Raw genomic sequence first — 23,156 nt, 5'->3', positions numbered from 1 at the left:
CACTCATCTGACAGCAACTAAATCTAAGAAAGTTCTACTCGATATGTATAGTGAAAAGCGCTTAGCACCAAGTAAGTACATTAAAAAACTACTTTTTGGCTTGATGTCCATGTTCTTCATTTTAATGGCTCAAATGGCGCTTGCTGAAGAAGCTAACTATCTGCTTGGCCCAGGTGATGTGCTAAAAATCTCTGTTTATAACAATCCAGATTTGACCATTGAGACACGCGTATCTGAAGCTGGAAAGATTAGTTTTCCATTGATTGGTGAAGTAGCAGTAGGAGGCTTTACTTCGACGAATGCGGAGAAAAAAATCGCAGAAATGCTAGAGAGTGGTGGATATGTTAAACAACCTCAGATCAATGTCCTTGTGGTTCAGTTTCAAAGCAAAATGGTGTCAGTATTGGGAAGTGTTTATAAACCAGGCAGATATCCATTAGAACGAGCGACAAATCTTGTTGATTTATTGGCGTTGGTTGGCGGTACGACACAGGATGGATCGGATATTGTCACAATCATCAATCAGTCAGGTAAAACACAATACGATTTGCATCGTATTGTGTTCGAGGGAGATGGTGTACAGAATATCCCACTCAAGGGTGGTGAAATTATTTATGTTCATGCTCGCGACGTAGCTGTTATGGGACAGGTCAATAGACCTGGAAAGTATGCTGTATCTGGCGGTGTTCGTAATGTCGCCGACTTTCTAAGTGTTGCTGGCGGCGCAAATCCTGCTGGGTCTGATACTGCTACCGTTACAACTTTCCGTGATGGAAAAATCAATCGTTTTGAAGTAGATATCGACACTCTATTTAGAACTGGCGACAATAGTTTGAACATCTCCTTGATGAGTGGCGACAGTATTTATGTTCCACGAGCCCCGATGGTCTACATCTACGGAGAGGTGCAGCGTCCTGGTTCTTTCCGCATTGAACGTAACATGTCAGTTATTCAAGTGCTAGCTCAAGGCGGCGGTCTAACTGCACGTGGCTCACAAACCAACATACAACTACACAGAAGAAATGCCAAGGGTGTGGTTGAAAAATTATCGCCAGCGATGACTGACCCTGTAAAACAGGATGACGTATTGTATGTGCAAGAAAGCCTATTCTAGGAATCCATATGAATTTCACTCAACTTCTGCTTATCCTGAAAGCGCGCTCCAAAATTATTCTGATTGCTTTTGGCCTGACAGTATTAACAACGCTTATTGTTAGCTTGTTGCTACCAAAGAGTTATACAGCAACGACATCGTTGGTGCTTAATTATAAAGGAATGGATCCTGTCACTGGTCTGGCGTTGCCTGCACAGTTGATGCCAGGCTATATGGCAACACAAGTTGACATCATTACAAGCAGAAATGTAGCAATAAAAGTTGTAGATCAGCTTAAGTTTACAGAGAGCGAAAAAGCAAAAGAACAATTTAATCAAGCCACTCAAGGGGTAGGTGATATTCGGGCATGGTTTGCTGATTTGCTATTACAAAATCTTAATGTGAAACCTTCTCGTGAAAGTAGCGTGCTAGAGATTTCTTTTAGGGGATCCGACCCAGAGTTTGCTGCGATTGTTGCAAACGCTTTTGCAAAAGCGTACCAACAAACAAATATTGAACTTAAAGTTGAACCTGCTCAGAAGGCATCTGAGTTCTTGGGTGAGCAAACAAGAATGCTTAGAGAAAATCTTGAAGCAGCTCAGGCCAAGCTGTCTAAATACCAGCAAGAAAAAGGATTAACCAGTGTGATGGGCAATCTTGATGTTGAGAGCGCCCGACTAAATGATCTCTCTTCACAGTTAGTAATGGCCCAGTCACAAGCTTATGAAGCCAATTCACGCCAGCAGCGTACGCGTGGCACTGGTGATGATTCTCCAGATGTTGCCGCTAACCCTGTAGTTCAGAACTTAAAGATTGATATTGTTCGGGCTGAATCTAAGCTTTCTGAATTATCGCAGCGTGTGGGTTTAAGTCATCCACACTATCTATCGGCGAACGCAGAATTAAGTAAACTTAAAAGTCAGTTGCTAGAAGAAACCAGTAAAGCTTCTCGAACTATTGGTGGTACAGCACACATTCACCAACAGCGTGAAGCTGAGCTAAGGGCTGCATTGGCAGCACAAAAGGCAAGAGTGCTAGAACTTAATCTATCTCGTGATCAGTTAGCAGTGCAACAACGTGATGTGGAAAATGCACAACGTGCACTCGATGCAGCAAGTCAGCGCCTTACACAGACGACACTTGAAGGCAATGTGAATCACACTGATGTCGCGGTGCTAAACCCTGCTATTCCACCACAAGATCACTCAAGTCCAAAGATTATGTTGAATATGCTGTTGTCAATTTTCCTAGGCACGATGCTTGGTGTTGGTTTTGGATTGTTAGCCGAGATGATGGACAGAAGAGTAAGAAGCCGTGAGGATGTCAGCGAGTTACTTCAAATACCTGTTTTTGCTTTGATTGAAGTTAACCAAGCAAAAAATAAGAAATTTATGTGGCTCTCGCGCAATCTGTTTAAGGTGGCTTAAGGAAAATATATGTTAAATGACACGCAAGTTCAGTCCGACACCACTGTGATAATGAATCCAGCACGCGAGAGTTCAATTGGAAAGCTGCTTCTGCATCTTGGGAAAATAACACCAACCGATGCTGAAAACATATTATTGGCTCAACAAAAGCAAGGTTTACGTTTTGGAGATGCTGCAATAAAGCTTGGTTTAATTACCGAGGCAGACATTCGTCAGGTGCTGGCACTACAATTTGACTATCCGTATCTGCAAGCAGGACATGGCAATTACAGCAACAAGCTAGTTGCTGCTTACCAGCCTTTTACACAGCAGGTAGAGACTTTGCGCGCGCTTCGCAGTCAACTCATGATGCGATGGTTCAGTGAAGGTTACAAATCAATTGCCATTGTAAGTGCGAGTGCTGAAGAAGGCAGTAGTTATCTTGCTGCCAATCTAGCCATTGTCTTTTCTCAATTGGGTGAAAAAACCTTATTGGTAGATGCTAACTTGAGGAGCCCTAGTCAGCACACTATTTTTAAGTTAAAAGAAAATCGTGGTTTGTCAGATATTCTTGCTGGCCGTGCAAGTCTTGACATTGCTACTAAAGTTGACGCTTTTGTTGATCTTTCCGTATTAGGTGCTGGCACACTGCCGCCCAACCCTCAAGAACTGCTAAGTCGTGCAACGTTTACTAGCTTTATGAATCAGGCTATTGCTCAATATGATGTAGTACTCGTAGATAGCACACCTGCCGCCAATACGGCAGATGCGCAGGCTACAGTAGCGCGTTGTGGCGGAGCGCTGTTGGTTTTAAAACTTAACCATACACGCATTACAGATTTATCTGCAATGCGTGATCAATTATCTCTGACTGGTGCTCAGGTGGTTGGTGCTGTCATAAATGATTTCTAGGTTGCAAATATGATCAGCACTTTATTAAAACAGCGTAATGCACTATCAGCCAATTTATCTGAGTGGTGGCCAATTTTACTTGGCTTAATCGCGCTTTACATTCCAACTTATTATGCGCTTAGCAAAAGCCTTTGGAACAATGATGATCAAGCACATGGCCCCATTGTATTAATGGTCGTGCTGTTTTTGTTTTGGCAAAACCGTGAATCTTTAAAGCATAATCTTAACGCAGAAACCAAGCCCATACTGGGTAGCTTGAGTCTTGGTTTTGGCTTGTTATGTTATATGTTAGGTCGTTCACAGGATATATTTATGCTGGATATTGGGTCACAGATTCCAGTGTTAGCTGGCATATTGTTACTTACACGTGGAATGCACGTACTCAAGGCCATGTGGTTTCCATTGTTCTTTATACTTTTTATGATTCCCTTGCCAGGCGTTATTATTGATGCAGTCACCTTACCAATGAAGATGGCTGTTTCTTACGTAGCTGAGAATGTCCTATTTTGGGTAGGTTATCCAATAGCACGGGCTGGCGTAATTTTGCATATAGGGCGATATCAGTTGCTTGTGGCAGATGCATGCGCAGGTATGCATACGCTAATCTCTTTAGAGGCGTTAGGTTTACTTTATCTGAATCTGGTTAAGCATGATTCGCTGTTTCGTAACATTACGCTCGCCTTATTGATAATTCCAATTTCATTTACAGCTAACGTTATACGCGTCATTGTACTCACGCTGGTAACTTACCATTTCGGTGATGAGGCAGGGCAGGGGTTCATTCATGGATTTGCTGGAATGGTCTTGTTTATGGTCGCCTTAATTTTGATTATGAGTGTTGATTCTATTTTGCAATACGTTTCTTCGTATTGGCAAGGACGCAACGTTAACTCATACCGCGGAGTGTTGAATAAATGAATAGCATAATTAGAAATATTATTATAGCTGTGCTTATGTTTATTACATCTGGCGTAGCGCTAGCGTTAAGGCCTACAGAAAGAATTGCTGATGAGGGGCCAGCAGTTGATCTTGAAACTATCATTCCAAAGCAGTTTGGTGATTGGCAAGAAGAGCCGTTAAGAGTATCTCAAATAGTCAACCCGCAGCAAAAACAGGTGCTAGATGAAATATATACACAAATCTTGTCACGTACTTACATAAATAACAAAGGTGAGCGCATTATGCTCTCTATTGCTTATGGTGCAGATCAAAGTGATGCTAAGCAGTTACATTACCCTGAAGTATGCTATCCAGCACAGGGGTTTCAGATTATTTCTTCAAAATATGACGAGGTGATAACAAGTGTTGGAAATGTTCGCGTAAAACGTATGATGGCAATTTTAGGTGATAGGACAGAGCCTGTTACCTATTGGAGTACTGTTGGTAATAAGGTCGTAGTAGGCGGCAAAGAAACCAAGCTTGAGCAGCTGCGTTATGGATTTAAAGGGAAAATTCCTGATGGTCTCTTGTTCAGGGTTTCTTCTATTAATAACGATCCTGCTGAAGGATACATGCTTCAAGATGATTTCTTAAATCAAATTGTCACTTCAATGCCTATCAACAATCGTTTACGTATAGCTGGAATTTAGCTTGCTGCAATGTTAATTAAATTATCTAAATATAATTTGATAATGAAAATCAAGATAAATAATCACTGCCAGATTAGCTATTTATGGTTTTTCATGTCAGGTCGTTCATGATGCAATCATTTCTGAGCGATCAATCAAAAATGAAAGCGGTATTATTTTTTTTGCTTTTAGTAATTCCCATTTCTATCCTGACTGGTTTTATCACTGGGCTAGGTATCAAACAGTTTGATATGTTGTGGATTGCTGCATTAGGCGGCGTTGCATTATTAGCGCTTAGTAATGAGACTTTAATATGGGGTATTACAGTAATTGCCCTATTAGTAGTTGGTCAAGCGATGTATTTTGCAGGATTGAATCAGGCAGTATGGATTCCTTTCGGACTTGGGATGCTATTTTTCCTGAGAATGCCCATGATATATGCTAATAGCCAATTTTCAAGAATAAGCATTACTCCACCATTGGTATTTCCTGTATTAATTTTTATCGGCGCAGTTTTGCTATCGATGTTAATTAATACATCTCAACCTTTCCAAGCATTTCGCGCAGCTAAAAGCTACATATTTTTGTGGAGTGTATTTCTCTTAATTGCCTATTTCGGTGTAAAGCTTGATACGTTAAATAAAATATGGCGTTTTTGTATCTTGGTTGTATTTATCCAATTACCATTGGTACTTTATCAATATTTATTTGTAGCATCTAAAAGAAGCAATCTTGGTGGTTTGCATGGGGTAAGTTGGGATGCAATTGTGGGTGGCTTTGGTGGAGATCCGATGGGTGGTGGGGCATCTGGCACCATGGCGTGGTTTCTAGTTTTTGTCTCGGTGCTTTGCGTTGCACTTTATCGACGAAACCTGATAAGCAAATGGCTACTGGCTGGAGTGCTTGCTATTAGTGCAATTTGCATTGGCTTGGCTGAGGTGAAGGTGGTCGTTTTGCTAATACCACTTGGTATGGCCGCAATTTTTGCTCCCTATCTTAAAAAAAGCCCATTCAAGGTGGGATTAGCACTGTTAGCCAGCATTTTTTCGGCATTTGGCGTGCTTGTGCTCTATAGTTTTTTACGAAGCAAAACTGGCAGCTTTGATTTAGATGTTATTGAAATTTTGAATGATGCTTTCTGGTACAGCCTTGACCCAACTTATATTAACTTTGTTACTGGCGAAATTGGCAGAATGGCCAGTTTCGTTCATTGGTGGCAAGAAAATGGTTTTAGTGACCCATTGCATACTTTATTTGGCCATGGGCCTGGCTCTAGTAGTTCATCTGGTGTTTTTGGTGTGGGAGAAGTTGCACGTAAATATTCGTTTGATATTAACAGATCAACGCTAAGTATTTTTCTTTGGGATATCGGTCTTGTTGGTGTGTTCAGCTACTTATTTATTATATTCAAGGCATTGTATTTTGCCCTAAAGGCATCAAAAGCATTAAATATTGAACCATTTCAGGCTGCTGTATTAGAAGCCGTATTTGGTGGCTTATTGATGGTTTTAATGATGTTGCCTTATGGTAAAGATGTCACAGAAGTTCCTGCACTTGGCGTGCTACTCATGTTTTTTCTTGGGTATGTTTCACAGAGTGTTAGCAAATTAAAGATTGAATCTAAAGTAAGAAAGTGATGATGCAAACTAATCATCCATATAGTGCATACCAAGTTAGAAAAAGTTTAATACACTTTATTTTTGGTAAGGGTGCAACTGCAATTATTGGCATAGCGCTTTTACTTTTTGTGGTTAGAGCTTTGCCAGTTAATGACTACGGTATTTATATTGCGTTGCTTGCTGTATTGGAGATAACCCAGCTTGCAAGTAATTTAGGTCTTTTTGCAGCAGCGTATCGATACGTACCTGAGCTTAGGTCACAAAACAAAGGCGCCGCATTACATAGCTTATTACTTAGGTTATCAGCTTTGCGCTTACTCACATTAATAGCAGCAGTTGCTATTATGGGTTTGTTATCTACACCAATCGTGGCGTTGTTAAACATAAAAACCTATGAGCAGGTATTTGTTTTATACGGCATGGTGATTGTTTCAGAAGGCTTTGCAAGATACTTAGATATTTTGTTTGACTCTTTATTGTTACAAAAATATTCACAAATTTCCTCACTTATTCGTAATGGCTTACGGTTAATTGGCTTGGTTATTTTAATGGCCTCTGTGGTTGGTGATATATCACTAATCAACTGGGTGAAAGTTGAATTGTTAGCAAGCTGTATAGGCGCCATTACTTCAGCATTAATACTTTTTACTTATAGTTTTAATTTAAAGAAAAAGTCACCTGGCCTGAAAGGTGAAAGTGTAAAGCCAAACAAGTATCTGGTATTTGCTGGGCCTAGTTATTTGGCGCAACTAATAGGTTTAGCTTATGGCCCAGAAACTACCAAGTTAATACTCACCAAAATTTCAGGCGTTCTACAAGTGGGTGCTTTTGGTTTTGCAGCATCTTTCAGCGCAATGCTGCAAAGGTATTTACCCGTATTCTTACTGCTAGGCCTAGTCAGGCCATTGTTTGTATCTACTCATAATTTGGCTGATCGCAATATGCGATTGAATCAATTGGCTAATATTGTACTTAAGCTAAATCTATTTGTTTTGTTTCCATTAATAGCATTCATGCTGGCCTCTGGAGATCAGTTAGCGAGCCTACTTTCTGGCGGAAAATTTCCAGATGCGGGTAGCTTTCTTGTTATTTTAATGGTGTTGCTTGTATTTCAAACTTGGCATGCAGTATTGGGATTAGTGACATTGGCATTAGAAGATGGAACCTCAGGATTGTACGGAACTGTACTTGGACTATTAGGACTTTTTGCAGGGGTAGCATTTTTACCTAAATTTGGTGCTTATAGCCTTTGTGTGGGCTTGATAATAAGTGAAATGATGTGGTGCGGGTATGTGCTTTTATCGCTATATAAAAAAGGGATGAAATTAAAAAATGATTGGCTAGGTACTGGCAAGATATTTATTTTCAGCCTCGTTGCTTTACTGGTAGCTGAGTTAAGTCAACAACTATTCCAAGCCCCGCAACTACTTGCGATATGTTCAGATTTAATAATTATTGGTGTGGTTTTTACTTATTTAGCCTATCGAATAAAACCCTTTACCAATGATGAGCGCAACCTCATTAACAAAATACTGCCGCGCCCAGTATTTGTGTGGTGAGGCGTTACTTGATGAAAACATTCACAGCGTTTAATTAGAATATGACTATACGGAAAATTTTAAAGCAAAAACTTACCGAATTTCCAATGGTTTGGAATGCATATCAGGTAGTTAAAACGCAGATTAAGCGGCTGTGGTTGTTAAAGTATTTTTTATGCGACATCTCCAATGTTCATCGTAATATGTATTGGCCTTCAAGCAATCAATCTAATTTACAACTCACTTCTGAGCTTCTTTTTCAGTTTCATAAAATTGAAAAAGGCTTGGTAATGCCTGGCCCAAAGCGCTTCTTTGGACAAGAACCAGCTAGAGCCGTGATTAATTTGCTCAATACATGGCACATGAAGGGGTTGTCAGTAAATGACCCTGTTTATTTAGGCGCCCTTGAAACCTTGCATTCTTATATGGAAAGGTTGCAATCAGAGTTATTAGACAAAGACGACCGAGTTCTGTCGCATATTCGATCATTTTTAAATAACCATACAGCTAGAACTGAATTGCTTGCTACACCGTATTTGCTTGCTAGTATGAACGGAGATATAGCAAGCAATGTGCATCAGTTTGACGGGTTGGTTTCTATACGTAGAAGCGTTCGGTCTTTTACCTCTGTAGCAGTCCCTCTAGAGCTAATTAAGCATGCAGTTGGTTTAGCACAGCAAAGCCCATCGGCCTGTAACAGGCAACCATGTCGCGTTTATTTAGTAACAGAAGAACGTAAAAAAAATGCATTGCTTGCCTTGCAAAATGGCAATAAAGGCTTTGGGCACCTAATACCTACATTAGCCGTTATTACCTCTGATAGCGGCGCATTTTTTGATGCCAGTGAACGGCATGAGCCATACATAGATGGCGGATTGTTTTCAATGACTTTGATGTATGCCTTGTCAGCCCAAGGCTTAGCGACATGCTGTCTTAATTGGTGTGTATCCCCTGATAAAGATGTAGGACTCAGAAATATACTGCCTTTGACTGATAGCGAGCTAGTCATTATGTTGATGGCTATTGGCAATCCTGAACCAAACGTGTTGGTTCCAAGATCACCAAGAAAGCTCACTGAAAATGTTTTGATTGAGGTGTTTTAAATGTCAATGTTCTTCGATGATTTAAAGGTATATAGAGAAGGTCTGTTGGCCCAAGGATTTTGGGCCCTACAAATTTATCGATTTGGGCATGCTAGATTTAAATATGAATCTAAATTAATAAGATGGCCTTGGGGGGCAGCTCACACAGTTTTATCTAAGTTGTCTGAGATTTTTTTTGGGATATTTATTGGAGCGAAAGCAAAAATTGGTCGTAGATTAATTATTGAACATTTTGGGTCAATAATCATTCATGGCTCATGTGAAATCGGCGATGATTGCATTATAAGACAGGCAGTCACTATCGGAAATCGTCAATTAGATCGGCCATTAGATGCACCTAAATTGGGTTCTAGAGTTAATGTTGGGGCAGGTGCAAAAATACTTGGGAGCGTAGTTGTCGGGGATGACGTTGATATTGGGGCAAATGCAGTTGTAATACAAGATATCCCACCGTTTTATATAGCTGTTGGTGTGCCCGCAATAGCTAAACCAAAAAAATCAAAAAATATTTAGGTAATTATTCCATGAAAATCTTTCTTGCAGGGCAAAATAATTTTGGAAACCGTGGTTGTGAAGCATTAGTTAGATCAATCTCAACAATGATTCATTCTAAATTCAAAGACTCAATAGCTTACTGCCCATCTCATCTAATTGAATTGGATAAGAGGCAATGGCCAAACGCCCAATCCTCTGGAATTCAATTCGTTGACGCACCGTCATTTTCTAACAAGCTGAAATGGTGGGCACGAGCCTGTAAAGTAAGTCCTACTATAGAGTCGTTATACCGACCTAAATTTCCAATTGAGCAAAATAGTAAAATATTAATTGATCAGTCAAATGCTCTGATTATGACTGGTGGTGATGTAATCTCGCTAGATTACGGGGTAGCCTCTTTGTATTTTTGGGCAAATTTTGTTGATCGTACTATAGACTCAGGTAAGCCTGCAATTCTATGGGCTGCCTCAGTAGGCCCTTTCACGGCTAAACCTGCCGTAGAACGTGAGATGGTTAAGCATTTAAAACGCTATGCGGCAATCACTGTGCGCGAGTCTGCGAGTTATGAATATTTACAAGGGCTAGGCGTAAGTGGCGTTACACAGGTTGCCGACCCAGCTTTTACAATGTCGCCAGAAGTATTTGATGTTACTGACCTGACCTTTGGCAATAATTCAAATATTCTGGGTTTGAATGTCAGTCCGTTGGTAAGGGGATATAGAAAAGATGAGGCATCTAGGGCGCAACTTGATCGAGATGTGGTGGACTTCATTAAAGATGTTGTGACCAAAACTGATATGTCTGTGCTTTTGGTACCACACGTGGACCCATTAGATGGCTCTTCGGTCAACTCAGATTCATCATACATGCAAGGGTTACTGGCGCAATTGTCGCAGTATAGCGGTCGTGTCAAATTAGCGCCTCGTAACCTAAATGCAGCGCAGCTAAAGTATTTAATATCTCATTGCCGATTTTTTATCGGTGCTAGAACGCATGCCACTATTGGCGCCTTTTCAACGGGTGTACCTACCATATCAATTGCATATAGTGTTAAAGCAAAAGGTATTAACAAAGATTTGTTTGGTGATACTCGCTTTGTATTAGATACACCATTAGTAACAAGAGACACGCTGCATGACTCATTGAATTTACTTATTCAGGAGGAAGTTGCAACTAGGTCTTTGTTGCAAGATCGCATTCCAGTATTTCGTGAAAATGCCTATAAATCTGTAGATGCGTTGGCTTCAGTTTTGAAAGATTCCAGATGAGCACTAAGGTTAGCATCGTTATTAAGGCATTAAATGAGCAAGCTAATATAGCGCGAGTGTTACGCTCAGCCATAGCCGCTGCAAATGCTGTCAGTGGCGAAGTCATTCTTGCGGATTCATTTTCAACTGACGAAACAGTGGAAATTGCTAAAAACTTCGCAATTAAAATTGTTCAATTAATCGACCCTAATCAACGCTCATGCGGCATTGGTGCTCAGTTGGGGTATCAATATGCACAAGGTGAGTATGTTTACATACTCGATGCTGACATGGAGATTGAAATAGACTTTTTACGTCAGGCTATAGAACTGATGAATCAAGATAAGAGTTTAGGCGGAGTTGGCGGATTAGTTAAAGAAATGCACTTGGATGGGTTGGAATTTAAAGCTAGAGTCCAAAGAGCAGCTGATGATATGAGTGATGGAGTGGTCGATCACCTTGCTATGGGTGGCCTTTATAGGAGAGAGGCAATTAATCAAGTTGGCTACTTAACCAACAGGAATCTTCATTCCTACGAAGAGTTTGAATTAGGAATACGCTTAAGAACTGCTGGATGGCGATTGGTGAGGTTGCCTATCGTTTCCGTGAAGCACTATGGACACACTATGCCAGCATATCGCCTACTTAAAAGACGCTGGAAATCTCGCTATTCCCAAGGCTTAGGTGAGCTGATCAGAGCTTCTTTTGGAAAAGCTCACATGTCGTTGCTAATGAGGGAAATGACTGACATAAAACTATATGTGGTTGTCATATTTTGGTGGATAGCGTTATTAATGATACTTGCGGTGGTGCGACCTTGGTCAATCATGATGACGCTGTTTGTATCACTTTTAGCCTTGCCATTTTTCGCTATGGTCATTAAAAAGAGAGACTTTTCTCTTGGTGTTTATTCTGTAGTGGCTTGGCAATATCTCTCGGCAGGGATGATTCTTGGGTTGATGCAAAAGCAAACAAACCCAATAGAGCCAATTGCTAGTAATGAAATTAATTTAAAGCGAAATTCATAATTAAGCACTGAAATGTTGAAAAAAATATGAAAGTTTACTTGCTCATAATAATGTCGCTTTTTTTATGCTTTAAAGTTAGTGCAAATTCAGATGCTCTTGTTTTAAACTCTCCAAGCAAAGTGAATGTGTCTACTGTTGGTGTTAAGTGGCATCCTGGACATTATATTTCTCTTTATCCTAACCAAAAAGAGCCATACTATTTTCATTCTGTAATGATTGATTTACGCGGCAATCCTGGCTTTAAAGGGTTGCAAAAAAAATACTTTTGGAACAAGTTAGAACCAAGCTATGGCGTGTACGATTTTTCTGAAATTAGGTCTGATTTAGCTAACCTAGCAAGAATCAATAAGCGTTTGATAATAACGATTCAGGCTGAATCGTTTATTACTTCAGAAAAACTTGTACCAGCATATTTGCTTGCTGATGAATATGAAGGAGGAGTTTATCCCATTAATAGTGGCAAAGGTTTTAATGTTGCTTACTACAACTCAAATGTGCAAAACCGTATGGTTTTATTGCTCGAAGCACTTGGTAATGAATTTGATACTCATCCAAATCTTGAAGCGGTTAATTTAGAGGAGACTTCTCCAAGTAGAACAGAGCCAGAGTGGCACCGTCAATATATAAAAAAACATATTAACGGTATGCTTCGTGTTGCTGAAGCGGCAAAGAAATACTTTCCTACCACGGTTGTTATTCAATACGTTAACTATCCAGAATCATCACTTCCTTTAATTGTAAGTACGCTTAAGTCTTCTGAAATTGGTATGGGCGGGCCAGATACTTATCAAAATAATACGCATTTGGCTAAAGGAGTTTACGCCTATTATCCTCATCTAGCTGGGGTCATTCCTATTGGCATGGGGGTTGATTATCACAACTATCAATCTTCAGTTGGCGGTGGTGGGCCACTAGACAAACCCTCAATAGCGTCTATTCACCAGTTTGCAGTGACTAAGTTAAAACCAAATTATATGTTTTGGCTAAGGCGTACTAAAGAACCTGCCAACGGAACAAATTATTGGCAAGATGTACTAGATTATTTTAAAAAATCTGATTGGAAGCATGACCCATTTGGTGGTTTAAGTAACACTTGCCCAAGCGCAATTGCACCATGTAACGAAAATTGAAAGCATCTCATATGATATTCAGCTCTCTTGTTGTAGTTGTGCCTGAGTTGCTACCAGTTCCGCCAGTTAAAGGTGGCGCAGTAGAGCACTGGGTGGATGAGGCTAGTCGCCATATGAAAGCTACTGGCTGCAGGCTGGCAATTGTTTCACGCCCAGCAGGGGCAGAGGGATACGATGGGGTCGAATATATAGGTATTCCATGGACTAAAACAGAACGCTTTTTTAATAGAATTAAAGAGCGCGTCACTTGGAAAAACCCACTACGATATCTGGCTAAGATTCAGAATGTCTATTCTTACGGTCAGCGCGTGGCGAAAGCTGTGTATGATTTTGATGTGGTTTATCTACATAACGAGCCAAACATCCTCTTGTTTCTTAGTAAACGTCCGAGGCAAAAAATCGTGTTGCATATGCACAATGATCATCTCTCAATACGTCTCTTTCGACCATTTTATCGCCTTGCTTTGGCAAAGGTAGACCGTGTGATTTGCGTTAGTGACTATATTCGCCGTCAGGCGGTTTCACACTTTCCTGAATATGCTGACAAGTTTTGTGTGGTATTTAATGCGACGAATCCCGATGTATTCAAGCCATATGGCGATGAGGCTTCACGCCAATTTGAGGGTGTTATTCAAATAGATCCGAGTATGAAGTATTTGCTATACGTTGGAAGATTAAATCCTGTTAAGGGTGTGCATGTGTTGATTGAAGCTTTTCGTGAGGTTCACCGTAGGATGCCAAACGTACGCCTGATTATCACAGGATCGTCATTCTTTGGTGGTGCTGCTAAAACAGCATATGAACAGCAATTGGTCGATCTGGCAGAGCCTATAAATAACGCAATTGTTTTTACTGGATATCTACCGCACGAAAAACTGAAATATTTGTACTCTATAGTAGATTTGATTGTGCTTCCGTCCGTCTGGCAAGACCCATGTCCTTTAGTAGTGTTAGAGGCAATGTCGTCTGGAACTTGTTTGGTGAGTACAGCAGTTGGGGGAGTACCAGAAGTAATGAGAAGCGGACAAACTGGAGTTCTTGTTGAGCCTGACAATGCAGATATTCTTGCTGAGGCGATTTGTAATACGTTAGGTGATGCAGAAGGTCGTTGTGAAATGGAAATAAATGCTAGGGAAAAAATTATTAAGGGATATACATGGAATCGCCTAGTAGGTGAGCTCAATAGTATATTCGGGTCGCTTAAATGATTGCTATTGTCTATCCTCAGTTCTATGGTGTAGGCGGCATAGCACGATACTTGGACTCGTTTCTTTCTAACTTACCGATTGATCACCCACAGGTCTATTTGATTACTGGAGACGAACATCGTGTCCCGCGCACTTACTCAGGTGTAGAAATTATTCACATACCTTTCAGTTCTGGGCGCTTAAACCTTTTTACTTGGGGACTTCAGGCACGCAAGCAGTTAATTAAAATGCATGCAGAAGGCAAGATTCAGTGGATTAATCTACACTTTCCGCCGCTAATTCCAGGTTTATTCCTGCCGCGCTATATCCCTGTTGTGCTCACTGCGCATACTACCTATCTTGGGATGTCTGGCCAGTTTTATGAAACGAAGCATTTTGATAGCCAATGGAGCAATACTTCTTTGGCAATAAAGTCCTGGATGGAGCAGCGTATTTTCAGCTTGACTAGCAAAGTTATTACGCTGACTGAGCAGGGTCGCCAAGAAGTCCTATCTTATGGATTCAAAGGCCCTATAACAGTGATACCTAATGGCGCTGACGTAAAAACATTTACGCCAGACGCCAGTATTGACAAAGATATCGATGTTTTATTTTGCGGTCGCATTGAGTTTCGTAAGGGTAGTCGCCCGATGATAGAGATTTGTCGTCAGTTAATTGCAAAGAAACCTGATATTCGGATTGCAATTGTTGGATACGGTGACGATGATGTTTGGGTAAATGAGGCTTTGGCACCTTACAGTAAGAATGTGTTGTTAACAGGCAAGGTGCCATTTTCTGAAACAATTAACTACTATAACCGCAGCCATGTTTATGCTTCAACTTCATATTATGAGGGGTTGCCAGGAACATGTCTTGAAGCTATGGCAATGGAATTGCCAGCTGTGGTATGGGATTTTCTTTTTTACCGTGGATTGGTGATCGAAGATAGCACAGGCTATTTAGTTGCTCCCAATGATTTTGGTGCTATGACAGATAAAATTCTCAATTTGTTAACCCATTCTGATCTTGCAACTGCAATGGGACAAAAAGGGCGGGGCTTGCTCGAGTCTGAATACAGTTGGTCAAAATTAGCTCTTAATGTTCTAGGCGTTTTTTCGAACGAAGGCAAAGATGAATAGACCAAGTCGTGTCACGATGTTGGGTTTGCTCGGCGTCTTAGATGTACAGGGAGAGGTTGAAAGGCACGCAGAATACTTACACCCTCGATTAGCTAATTTAGAAGTAGGCTTACTTTATACGAGTTACTTTAGGCTGGGCAATATTGAAGAGTTATCATCAAGGCTAGTTGAAATAACAAAAAATCGTTACAGCTCAAGCTTGCGACAAGGGCTCCGTGATTGGGTGGCTTCCAGATATGATTGGGACAAGGTTGCAATTGATACTTTAAATGCTTTACATAAAATCAATTAATAAGACGAATATATGATTGCTGATAAATTGGTGAAACACTGGATACCAAGCCTAGCTACTTTTTGTATGTTGTTGGCATTATTTATTGGGGGAGCTCAGGATGGTGCAGGCTCTTTATTTGCTAACCCTTGGGATAAGCTGGCACATATTGTCTTTTTCTTCTGCTTTACTATTTTTTTATCAGCAGGATTTAATTTAAGTATTGTAACCACGGTTATTCTGGCCTTGCTGATAGGTGCTCTAGATGAGTTTCATCAGATTTTGTTGCCGAACCGATTCGCGGGTGTTGATGATTGGCTTGCTGATGTTTTTGGAGTAGTGCTTGCTGTTGGATTCATTCTTTCCAGAATTAAGATGAATAAAAAATAGTCTGTTAGGACTATACGTCATAAGGTCCAAATAATCATGGTGTCATAGTGCTAAATTACGATGTCCTTAATTTGGTAGGGAGTTAATTACCTCTAAATTAACTTTTTCACTTTAAGGGTATTTTGATGAAAATCTCCATGATCTCAACGGCACGTCCGATGCGTGTCATGCTGTTAGGTTTACGCGGCTTCCCTGAAGTGCAAGGTGGTGTAGAAACCCATGCTGAACATCTCTGTCCTCGTCTGGTGAAGTTGGGTTGCGAAGTAACAGTATTGGCAAGGGCCCCATATCAGCCAAAGGAAGTTGGAAATGAGTGGAATGGAGTTAAATTTGTATCACTTTGGGCGCCTAAATCTAAAGGGCTTGAAGCAATTTTACACAGTTTGATAGGTGTACTATATGCCGCAATAAAGCGGCCAGATGTTCTGCATATTCAGGCTATTGGGCCATCGATTATGACGCTTCTTGCAAGGTTGCTAGGGTTGCGTGTTGTGGTTACGCATCATGGGCCAGATTACGATAGAGAGAAGTGGGGGCATTTTGCTCGTTCTGTGCTCAAACTTGGTGAGCGCTTCGGGATGTGCTTGTCCAACAGGCGGATTGTTATTTCAAAGGTGATTGCCGATATTGTAAGAGATAAATATGGCTTAGAATCGGATCTGATTCCCAATGGAGTGGTATTGCCCGAAATGCAACAAGGTATTGGTACGTTAGTAGAACACGACTTGATCAGTGGTAAATACGTGTTGTTAGTGGGGCGTTTGGTTGAAGAAAAACGGCATCAGGATCTAATAGAGGCTTTTAATCGTGCTGCAATTCCAGAATGGAAGTTAGTGATTGTCGGTGCGTCTGATCATCCTGATGCGTATACAAGAAAAGTAATCAATTTAGCAGAGCAAAGCCCCAATGTTGTGATGACTGGGTACCTAAAAGGATTGCCACTCCATCAACTGTATTCACATGCAGGTGTTTTTGTTTTACCATCGTCACATGAAGGTTTACCTATCGCGCTACTGGAGGCGTTGAGTTACGGATTACCCGTTCTAGCCAGTGATATACCAGCTAATGTAGAATTAGGTTTGGCAGCATCTAGCTATTTCAATGTTGGTAATATTGATGAGTTAGCATCAAAGCTTTTAGATGTAACTAAAATGCCATACAGCGTAAATGAGCGTAAATCAAGGCGTAACCTAGTGGCTTACAAATACAATTGGGATAAAATTGCTTCAGATACATTGTCTGTTTACGCAAAATCTATCTATAAAGATACTAGCGCGATTGCAACTGATTTGGTAAAAAGTTGACTGCCAACGTTAGCTGTTTTTATGTCAGTTGCATTTCTTGTCGGTGGTGCGCCTGATGTAGCAGGAACTTCATTTATTACCATCTCGGATAGTCAGTATATGACGTCTTTTTAAAATTTTCCACTGTTTTTTAATTTGCTGAATTTAGTTTGTTTTTTTTAAATCATTATTATTCCAGTATTCCTGGTAGGCAGTCTAGCTAAGCTTTTTGAGCCAATTAGAGGGTGTTGATAATTGGTCGCTGATGCAATATAGGCTAAGTCTTGCAGCTCAATCTAATCTTCTCAGAAGAACATCAATAAAAAATTAGTCTATTCGGCCTATATTCTTACTTAACGAAATATTCAAGATGTAATGCTGCTAAATTACGATGTCCTTAATTAGAAAGTACTTAGTAATTTCTATATTAATTTCTATACATTAAGGATGATTTGATGAAAAACACCATGATAGCTGTATTTATTTCAGCACTATTTGTACCAGCAGTTGCATCGGCAGATACAACTTTTGCTAGCCTTACAAAGCAATGGACTTACAACCATACTTTATCAGGTGTAACTGGATACACTGCTGAGATTTCAGCGTTTGATAGTTTGACTAACTCGTTGTGGGTGGCTGGTGTATCAGGCGTAGATGTATTAAATGCATCAAATGGCAGTTTGATTCAACACATTGACACCACATCGTTCGGCAGCATCAATAGTGTTGCTATTCATAATGGTATTGCTGCATTTGCAATGGAATCAAACACACGCACAGATGCTGGCACAATCAAATTTTTCGACACCACTACTAGAACGCTTAGTTCGGGTATTAATTCTGTTACTGTTGGCGCTTTGCCTGACATGATTACCTTTACCAAAGACGGCAGCAAATTGTTAGTTGCAAACGAAGGTACGCCTTTGGTATATGATAACCCAGCGCTTGATCCAGCAGGCAGTGTCAGCATTATTAACATGAGTACACGTACAGTTGAAGCTACTGTTGGTTTTGCAGGCGTTGCGCAAACAGGCAGTTATCTTCGCACAAATACTGGCATGGATTTCGAGCCAGAATATATTGCAGTGAATGCAACTGGTACTAAAGCTTACGTTTCTCTGCAAGAAGCAAATGCAATGGCCGTGCTCGACCTAACGACTAATACGTTCTCTAGTGTCATTGGTCTTGGCGCCAAAGACTTTAGTGCAACAGGCAATTACATCGATCCTAATGACCGTGACTATATCTCTGGATCATCTGGTCCGACTAAGTCAATACTTCGTGCTAGCTCAGTGGTAGGTTTGTATCAGCCTGATGGAATGGTAGCGTATGAGGCAAATGGACAAACATTTATTGTGATGGCTAATGAAGGTGACACTCGTGAGGATGATGGTGACAAGGTTCGCGCGTCTTCTTTAAGCGGCACCCCGACTGATCTTAGGCGTTTAAATATTTCTTCAACAGATTCTACACCAGGCAACCTAGTGACTTTTGGTGCCCGCTCATTCTCAATTCGCGATGAGTCTGGCAATATTGTATTTGATAGTGGCAGTATTTTAGATGCTAAGGCGATTGAGTTGGGTATTTACGATGACACTCGAAGTGATGATAAAGGCGTGGAGCCTGAGGGGGTGGAGCTAATGGTAATTGGCAATCGTACCTATGCATTTATTGGTCTTGAACGTACAACCAAGGCGGCGGTTGCCATATTTGATGTGACTAACCCTGCAAACGCAAGCTTCATCGATATGATCGTTACTGATGGAGATGTAGCACCAGAAGGTTTATTAGGCTTCCAAATGGGTGGTATACACTACCTTGCAATAGCAAATGAAGTGTCAAATACAACAAGTGTATATAGTTTAGCTCCAGTTCCTGAGCCTGAAACTTATGCCATGTTGTTGGCTGGACTTGGTTTGTTAGGATTTACTGCACGTCGCCGTAAATCTTTATAAGTTTTAAAGCGTTCTAAACAGCCCATTGCCCTACAAGGGGTAATGGGCTTTTAACATTTGCACTTAATCGAGCAGTTGTTTACAAGCATAAATATGGTTAATCACCAAATTTTGCCATACTATAAATTATCTTGTTAAATCTAATCCGTCTGGACTAGACATGTCTCTTCAGTAGTAACAATCGTTCTTTATTCTAAAAGCACTTGAATTGTTATTTAATTTATTTACCCATTGGAGAACGTTATGAAAAAAACTTTGCCACTTATTATGGCTGCACTACTTGCTACAATTTCTTTTCAAGCCAACGCAGCGATTGCGATTACCGAAGTCGCACCTTGGGGTAGTGGTGATGCACCCTATGCCTCTGACTGGTTTGAATTGACTAATACAGGTGCCACAACCATTGACATTTCTGGTTGGAAAGTGGATGACAGTTCAAATTCTTTTGCTGCTGCTTTAGCGCTAAAAGGTGTAACGAATATTGCTGCTGGCCAGTCTGTGATTTTTATTGAGAGTGCTGACGGTGCTGCTATTCCTTCATTTATCAGCACATGGTTTAGTAGCAATACAGCGCCATTAGTTGGTTACTACAGTGGCTCTGGCATTGGCCTAAGTACTGCCGGAGATGCTGTGAATATTTTCAATGCGGCTGGCATTCGTCAAGCAAATGTGAGCTTCGGAGCATCAGATAATATTGCCCCCTTTCAAACATTTGATAATTCATCTGGTATCAACGGTGTGATTTCAAAGTTGAGTGTAGTCGGTGAGAATGGTGCGTTTGTAGCAGTCAACGATACATTAGAAATTGGCTCGCCTGGCACCATTGCCGCAGTACCAGAACCAGAAAACTATGCCATGCTGTTAGCTGGCTTAGGCCTGATCGGTTTCACCTTACGTAAACGCCATTCGAAGTAAATACGCTATTAATTCAACGCTTGCACCATACCCGTTCAGCTATATGGTGCAAGCATTATAGTCTCATCCTAGTACACTTCAAGATTCGCGTAGCACTCCATCGCTACAACTCAACCACAAGCATTGACAGCTATCCAAAGCCAATACAAGTAATCGGGTAACTATTTAAACTTAGTTAATTAAGAGAAAGATATAAAGGATTTTTCCTAGGTCAAAGTTATAGATATTTAGATGCTGAAATTCTAAAAGATGTTCAAGGGAAAAGTAGCGAAACCTAAAATGAATGCTAAACAGTATCTGATGAATTAACCAACCGTTGAGTTAAATCTTTTGTTAAAACATGTACACATTCATTATTTAATATGGGTCTTAAGAAGCTAAAGCGGTTTATTTCGTAAAAGTTTAAGTATCTCAAGGTAAATGTTATCACGTCGATGATTAAATCTATATTCAGTCTCTTTCAGGTGCAGATAGAACGTATGCTTAGGGATACCGTTAAACTTTGCCATGCGCCGTTTAGCGTAGCTCCAAAAGGACTCAATGCCATTGATATGCCTATCTCCATTGGCAAATTCATTTTCACCGTGATGCACCCTAAAGTGCTTATCAAAGCCAATATCAACCAAACCATCGTAACCGCGCCAGCCATCAGAGTGAATTACCGTATTCGGCTCGACACGACCTCTGATAATACCTTGCAGCGTTGCTCTGGAACAATCTGGCACGATTTCCGTATAAACCTTTCCGTGGCGTTTAAGCAAGCCAAACACAATAGTTTTGCCATAAGCACCTCGTCCACGCTTGCCTCTGACACGATGAGCGCCAAAGTAAGATTCATCCACTTCTACCGCACCTTGAAGCGGAGAATCCTGCTCACAAGATTCTGCCAATCTTTGACGAATCTTAAGGTAAATCGTATTCACAGATCGCACCGAAACACCAACCAATTCGGCGGTGCTGCTGGCAGTAAAATCCAGGGCAAAACAGCGCACAAGCTGCCTGAATTTAGCCTCTGTGATTTTAGAACGGCTGTAGTATCTATTTTTATTAACCATTTCAGGAAGTTATCACACTTTAATTAGTGCTTTGCTTCCTAAGACCCAACTTAATTAATATGACTTAATAGTACCTTAACTTAATCAATAGTACCTGCAGCAGTGATGTTCATACCACCGTCTACATAAGTGATTTCACCTGTAATGCCAGAAGCAAGGTCACTACATAGGAAAGCAGAAGCGTTGCCTACTTCTTCGATAGTGACGTTTCGACGTAGTGCGGCATGCTTCTCGTTGAAGCCAATCATCTTATCAAAGTCAGCAATACCTGACGCTGCAAGCGTTTTAATAGGGCCTGCAGACACGGCGTTAACGCGGATGCCACGAGGGCCTAGGCTTTGTGCTAAATAGCGTACATTGGCTTCTAAACTTGCTTTAGCAACACCCATTACGTTGTAGTTTGGCATGGTGCGTTCTGCACCTAGGTAGCTAAGTGTTAATAGGCTACCTTTACGGCCTTCCATCATTGGATAAGCTGCTTTTGCAAGGGCAGAAAAACTGTATGAGCTAATATCGTGTGCAATACGGAAATGTTCGCGGTTCACAGCATCGAGATAGTCACCGTCTAATGCGACTTTAGGCACAAAAGCTAAAGAGTGTACTAATGAATCTAAACCATCCCAGTGTTTAGCGAGTGCTGGGAATAGCGCATCAATTTGTGCATCTTCTGCAACATCACATGGCAACACAATTTTTGAATCAAAATCTGCGGCTAAGTCTGCTACGCGCTTTTCATGTTTGTCGAGTTGATAAGTGAAAGCAAGTTCAGCGCCTTCTCTTTTCATTGCAGCGGCAATGCCGTAAGCGATTGAGCGGTTACTTAATAAGCCCGCGATGAGTACTTTTTTACCAGCTAAGAATCCCATAGTTATTTCCTATTTACTTGTCATTAGAGGAAGGGGTGGTTTAGCACCTGCTAAACTCAATTTTTGCGAGATGGCTTGAATTAGACTGAAGTGTGGAATTAATGATTCGTTCCGCTACGTGGGTCTAGAGCATCACGCAAACCCTCACCGAGGAGATTATAACCTAACACAGTAATTAAAATCGCTAATCCAGGAAACAAGGATAGCCACCAAGCGAATTGAATGTATTCTTTGCCGTCAGTTAATATATTGCCCCATGAGGCCTGTGGCGCTTGTACACCTAAACCTAAAAAGCTTAGCCCTGATTCCATCAGCACGGCACCCGCTACTCCTAGTACGGCGCTTACAATGATAGGGGTCAAGCTGTTAGGTAGTAAGTGTGTAAAAATGAGTCGGCTATTTTTGGCGCCTAATGTGCGTGAGGCCATCACGAACTCGCGTTCACTTAAACTTAAAAATTCTGCACGGACTAGCCTTGTAACGCCCATCCAAGAGGTCAGACCAATGACAATCATAATGTTGATAATAGATGGCGTTAAAAATGCGATGACGGCTAGGATCAGAAAAAAGCTAGGGATGGAGAGCATTACGTCAACGATACGCATAATGAGTGTGTCCACCCAACCACGATAAAACCCAGCAAGCGCACCAAGTAATATACCAATAGCTGTAGAAATGCCGACTGCTACGAGGCCAACGAGTAGCGAAATACGGCCACCATAAAGCATTCGGCTGAGTACATCACGTCCTAATCCATCTGTCCCCATCCAATGTTGTATAGAGGGTTCGAGTAATATTGCTTTTACATCAATATAGTTAGGGTCGTATGGCGCAACGATAGGGGCGAGCATGGATAACACAAACACACATACGATAATGATGAAACCTGCTAACGAGAGCGGGTTAGATAATGCTTTTTGTAAGAGACTTGTTTGCGTATTCATCTTTATTAAACC

General features: G+C 40.9%; 22 protein-coding genes. 19 read left to right on the top strand and 3 right to left on the bottom strand.

Annotated elements, in window-relative coordinates; genetic code table 11:
• Window positions 1-43: 43 nt before the first annotated feature.
• The 19 genes from Q7U33_RS00895 to Q7U33_RS00805 all read left to right on the top strand — a co-directional run bounded on the left by Q7U33_RS00895 (window position 44) and on the right by Q7U33_RS00805 (window position 20,279).
• The gene (locus Q7U33_RS00895; RefSeq protein WP_304857623.1) at window positions 44-1,114 is read left to right on the top strand and encodes an SLBB domain-containing protein; all 1,071 of its coding nucleotides are present in this window, start codon (window positions 44-46) and stop codon (window positions 1,112-1,114) included.
• Window positions 1,115-1,122: 8 nt separating this feature from the next.
• Window positions 1,123-2,520 carry a chain length determinant protein EpsF gene (epsF, locus tag Q7U33_RS00890; protein ID WP_304857621.1) on the top strand — a complete coding sequence of 466 codons (1,398 nt, stop codon included), beginning with the start codon at window positions 1,123-1,125 and terminating at the stop codon, window positions 2,518-2,520.
• Between the two features lie 9 nt (window positions 2,521-2,529).
• On the top strand, window positions 2,530-3,411 hold the full coding sequence (gene epsG, locus Q7U33_RS00885) for a chain length determinant protein tyrosine kinase EpsG (protein WP_304857619.1): 882 nt from the start codon (window positions 2,530-2,532) through the stop codon (window positions 3,409-3,411).
• A gap of 9 nt (window positions 3,412-3,420) precedes the next feature.
• Window positions 3,421-4,329 (top strand): exosortase B, encoded by a 909-nt coding sequence (xrtB, locus tag Q7U33_RS00880; RefSeq protein ID WP_304857617.1) that lies wholly within the window; start codon window positions 3,421-3,423, stop codon window positions 4,327-4,329.
• Window positions 4,326-5,000 (top strand): exosortase-associated protein EpsI, B-type, encoded by a 675-nt coding sequence (gene epsI, locus Q7U33_RS00875; RefSeq protein ID WP_304857615.1) that lies wholly within the window; start codon window positions 4,326-4,328, stop codon window positions 4,998-5,000. Before xrtB ends, epsI begins: the two co-directional genes overlap by 4 nt.
• A gap of 107 nt (window positions 5,001-5,107) precedes the next feature.
• Window positions 5,108-6,616 (top strand): hypothetical protein, encoded by a 1,509-nt coding sequence (locus Q7U33_RS00870; RefSeq protein WP_304857613.1) that lies wholly within the window; start codon window positions 5,108-5,110, stop codon window positions 6,614-6,616.
• Window positions 6,616-8,157, top strand: a complete 1,542-nt coding sequence (locus Q7U33_RS00865) for a lipopolysaccharide biosynthesis protein (protein ID WP_304857611.1) — start codon at window positions 6,616-6,618, stop codon at window positions 8,155-8,157. Before Q7U33_RS00870 ends, Q7U33_RS00865 begins: the two co-directional genes overlap by 1 nt.
• Before the next feature lie 86 nt (window positions 8,158-8,243).
• Window positions 8,244-9,239, top strand: a complete 996-nt coding sequence (locus tag Q7U33_RS00860; protein ID WP_304857609.1) for a nitroreductase family protein — start codon at window positions 8,244-8,246, stop codon at window positions 9,237-9,239.
• Window positions 9,240-9,752, top strand: coding sequence for a serine O-acetyltransferase (locus Q7U33_RS00855; RefSeq protein WP_304857607.1), 513 nt, complete (start codon window positions 9,240-9,242; stop codon window positions 9,750-9,752).
• An 11-nt stretch (window positions 9,753-9,763) separates the two neighbouring features.
• The gene (locus Q7U33_RS00850; RefSeq protein WP_304857605.1) at window positions 9,764-11,002 is read left to right on the top strand and encodes a polysaccharide pyruvyl transferase family protein; all 1,239 of its coding nucleotides are present in this window, start codon (window positions 9,764-9,766) and stop codon (window positions 11,000-11,002) included.
• On the top strand, window positions 10,999-12,009 hold the full coding sequence (locus Q7U33_RS00845; protein WP_304857603.1) for a glycosyltransferase family 2 protein: 1,011 nt from the start codon (window positions 10,999-11,001) through the stop codon (window positions 12,007-12,009). The genes Q7U33_RS00850 and Q7U33_RS00845 overlap by 4 nt, the downstream gene beginning before the upstream one ends.
• Window positions 12,010-12,035: 26 nt before the next feature.
• Window positions 12,036-13,139, top strand: coding sequence for a hypothetical protein (locus Q7U33_RS00840; RefSeq protein WP_304857601.1), 1,104 nt, complete (start codon window positions 12,036-12,038; stop codon window positions 13,137-13,139).
• An 11-nt stretch (window positions 13,140-13,150) separates the two neighbouring features.
• Window positions 13,151-14,347 (top strand): glycosyltransferase family 4 protein, encoded by a 1,197-nt coding sequence (locus Q7U33_RS00835; RefSeq protein ID WP_304857598.1) that lies wholly within the window; start codon window positions 13,151-13,153, stop codon window positions 14,345-14,347.
• Window positions 14,344-15,465 (top strand): glycosyltransferase family 4 protein, encoded by a 1,122-nt coding sequence (locus Q7U33_RS00830; protein ID WP_304857596.1) that lies wholly within the window; start codon window positions 14,344-14,346, stop codon window positions 15,463-15,465. The genes Q7U33_RS00835 and Q7U33_RS00830 overlap by 4 nt, the downstream gene beginning before the upstream one ends.
• Window positions 15,458-15,757: a hypothetical protein gene (locus Q7U33_RS00825; RefSeq protein WP_304857594.1), complete on the top strand. Its 300-nt coding sequence runs from the start codon at window positions 15,458-15,460 to the stop codon at window positions 15,755-15,757. Before Q7U33_RS00830 ends, Q7U33_RS00825 begins: the two co-directional genes overlap by 8 nt.
• Window positions 15,758-15,769: 12 nt before the next feature.
• Entirely contained in the window at window positions 15,770-16,126 is a 357-nt protein-coding gene (locus Q7U33_RS00820) for a VanZ family protein (protein ID WP_304857591.1), read from the top strand.
• 125 nt (window positions 16,127-16,251) lie between these two features.
• On the top strand, window positions 16,252-17,430 hold the full coding sequence (locus tag Q7U33_RS00815) for a glycosyltransferase family 4 protein (RefSeq protein WP_304857589.1): 1,179 nt from the start codon (window positions 16,252-16,254) through the stop codon (window positions 17,428-17,430).
• Window positions 17,431-17,864: 434 nt separating this feature from the next.
• Window positions 17,865-19,364: a choice-of-anchor I family protein gene (locus Q7U33_RS00810; protein ID WP_304857587.1), complete on the top strand. Its 1,500-nt coding sequence runs from the start codon at window positions 17,865-17,867 to the stop codon at window positions 19,362-19,364.
• A gap of 243 nt (window positions 19,365-19,607) precedes the next feature.
• On the top strand, window positions 19,608-20,279 hold the full coding sequence (locus tag Q7U33_RS00805; RefSeq protein ID WP_304857585.1) for a lamin tail domain-containing protein: 672 nt from the start codon (window positions 19,608-19,610) through the stop codon (window positions 20,277-20,279).
• A 377-nt stretch (window positions 20,280-20,656) separates the two neighbouring features.
• Here the strand turns inward: Q7U33_RS00805 and Q7U33_RS00800 are convergent, their stop codons facing one another.
• The 3 genes from Q7U33_RS00800 to Q7U33_RS00790 all read right to left on the bottom strand — a co-directional run bounded on the left by Q7U33_RS00800 (window position 20,657) and on the right by Q7U33_RS00790 (window position 23,144).
• Window positions 20,657-21,334, bottom strand: a complete 678-nt coding sequence (locus tag Q7U33_RS00800) for an IS1595 family transposase (protein ID WP_304857583.1) — start codon at window positions 21,332-21,334, stop codon at window positions 20,657-20,659.
• 80 nt (window positions 21,335-21,414) lie between these two features.
• Window positions 21,415-22,200, bottom strand: coding sequence for an enoyl-ACP reductase (locus Q7U33_RS00795; protein ID WP_304857581.1), 786 nt, complete (start codon window positions 22,198-22,200; stop codon window positions 21,415-21,417).
• A 98-nt stretch (window positions 22,201-22,298) separates the two neighbouring features.
• Window positions 22,299-23,144 carry an ABC transporter permease gene (locus Q7U33_RS00790; protein ID WP_304857579.1) on the bottom strand — a complete coding sequence of 282 codons (846 nt, stop codon included), beginning with the start codon at window positions 23,142-23,144 and terminating at the stop codon, window positions 22,299-22,301.
• Window positions 23,145-23,156 lie beyond the last annotated feature (12 nt).

The organism is Methylotenera sp. (assembly GCF_030653755.1).
Classification (GTDB): Bacteria; Pseudomonadota; Gammaproteobacteria; order Burkholderiales; family Methylophilaceae; genus Methylotenera.
This window is presented reverse-complemented; position numbering and strand designations above follow the sequence as displayed.

Coding starts and splice junctions, on each gene's coding strand:
- Q7U33_RS00860 (WP_304857609.1), top strand. CDS start 8,244: ATGGTTTGGAATGCATATCAGGTAGTTAAAACGCAGATTAAGCGGCTG.
- Q7U33_RS00840 (WP_304857601.1), top strand. CDS start 12,036: ATGAAAGTTTACTTGCTCATAATAATGTCGCTTTTTTTATGCTTTAAA.
- Q7U33_RS00820 (WP_304857591.1), top strand. CDS start 15,770: ATGATTGCTGATAAATTGGTGAAACACTGGATACCAAGCCTAGCTACT.
- Q7U33_RS00835 (WP_304857598.1), top strand. CDS start 13,151: ATGATATTCAGCTCTCTTGTTGTAGTTGTGCCTGAGTTGCTACCAGTT.
- epsG (WP_304857619.1), top strand. CDS start 2,530: ATGTTAAATGACACGCAAGTTCAGTCCGACACCACTGTGATAATGAAT.
- epsF (WP_304857621.1), top strand. CDS start 1,123: ATGAATTTCACTCAACTTCTGCTTATCCTGAAAGCGCGCTCCAAAATT.
- Q7U33_RS00845 (WP_304857603.1), top strand. CDS start 10,999: ATGAGCACTAAGGTTAGCATCGTTATTAAGGCATTAAATGAGCAAGCT.
- Q7U33_RS00815 (WP_304857589.1), top strand. CDS start 16,252: ATGAAAATCTCCATGATCTCAACGGCACGTCCGATGCGTGTCATGCTG.
- Q7U33_RS00830 (WP_304857596.1), top strand. CDS start 14,344: ATGATTGCTATTGTCTATCCTCAGTTCTATGGTGTAGGCGGCATAGCA.
- epsI (WP_304857615.1), top strand. CDS start 4,326: ATGAATAGCATAATTAGAAATATTATTATAGCTGTGCTTATGTTTATT.
- Q7U33_RS00895 (WP_304857623.1), top strand. CDS start 44: ATGTATAGTGAAAAGCGCTTAGCACCAAGTAAGTACATTAAAAAACTA.
- Q7U33_RS00800 (WP_304857583.1), bottom strand. CDS start 21,334: ATGGTTAATAAAAATAGATACTACAGCCGTTCTAAAATCACAGAGGCT.
- Q7U33_RS00865 (WP_304857611.1), top strand. CDS start 6,616: ATGATGCAAACTAATCATCCATATAGTGCATACCAAGTTAGAAAAAGT.
- Q7U33_RS00870 (WP_304857613.1), top strand. CDS start 5,108: ATGATGCAATCATTTCTGAGCGATCAATCAAAAATGAAAGCGGTATTA.
- Q7U33_RS00810 (WP_304857587.1), top strand. CDS start 17,865: ATGAAAAACACCATGATAGCTGTATTTATTTCAGCACTATTTGTACCA.
- Q7U33_RS00855 (WP_304857607.1), top strand. CDS start 9,240: ATGTCAATGTTCTTCGATGATTTAAAGGTATATAGAGAAGGTCTGTTG.
- Q7U33_RS00805 (WP_304857585.1), top strand. CDS start 19,608: ATGAAAAAAACTTTGCCACTTATTATGGCTGCACTACTTGCTACAATT.
- Q7U33_RS00795 (WP_304857581.1), bottom strand. CDS start 22,200: ATGGGATTCTTAGCTGGTAAAAAAGTACTCATCGCGGGCTTATTAAGT.
- Q7U33_RS00850 (WP_304857605.1), top strand. CDS start 9,764: ATGAAAATCTTTCTTGCAGGGCAAAATAATTTTGGAAACCGTGGTTGT.
- Q7U33_RS00825 (WP_304857594.1), top strand. CDS start 15,458: ATGAATAGACCAAGTCGTGTCACGATGTTGGGTTTGCTCGGCGTCTTA.
- Q7U33_RS00790 (WP_304857579.1), bottom strand. CDS start 23,144: ATGAATACGCAAACAAGTCTCTTACAAAAAGCATTATCTAACCCGCTC.
- xrtB (WP_304857617.1), top strand. CDS start 3,421: ATGATCAGCACTTTATTAAAACAGCGTAATGCACTATCAGCCAATTTA.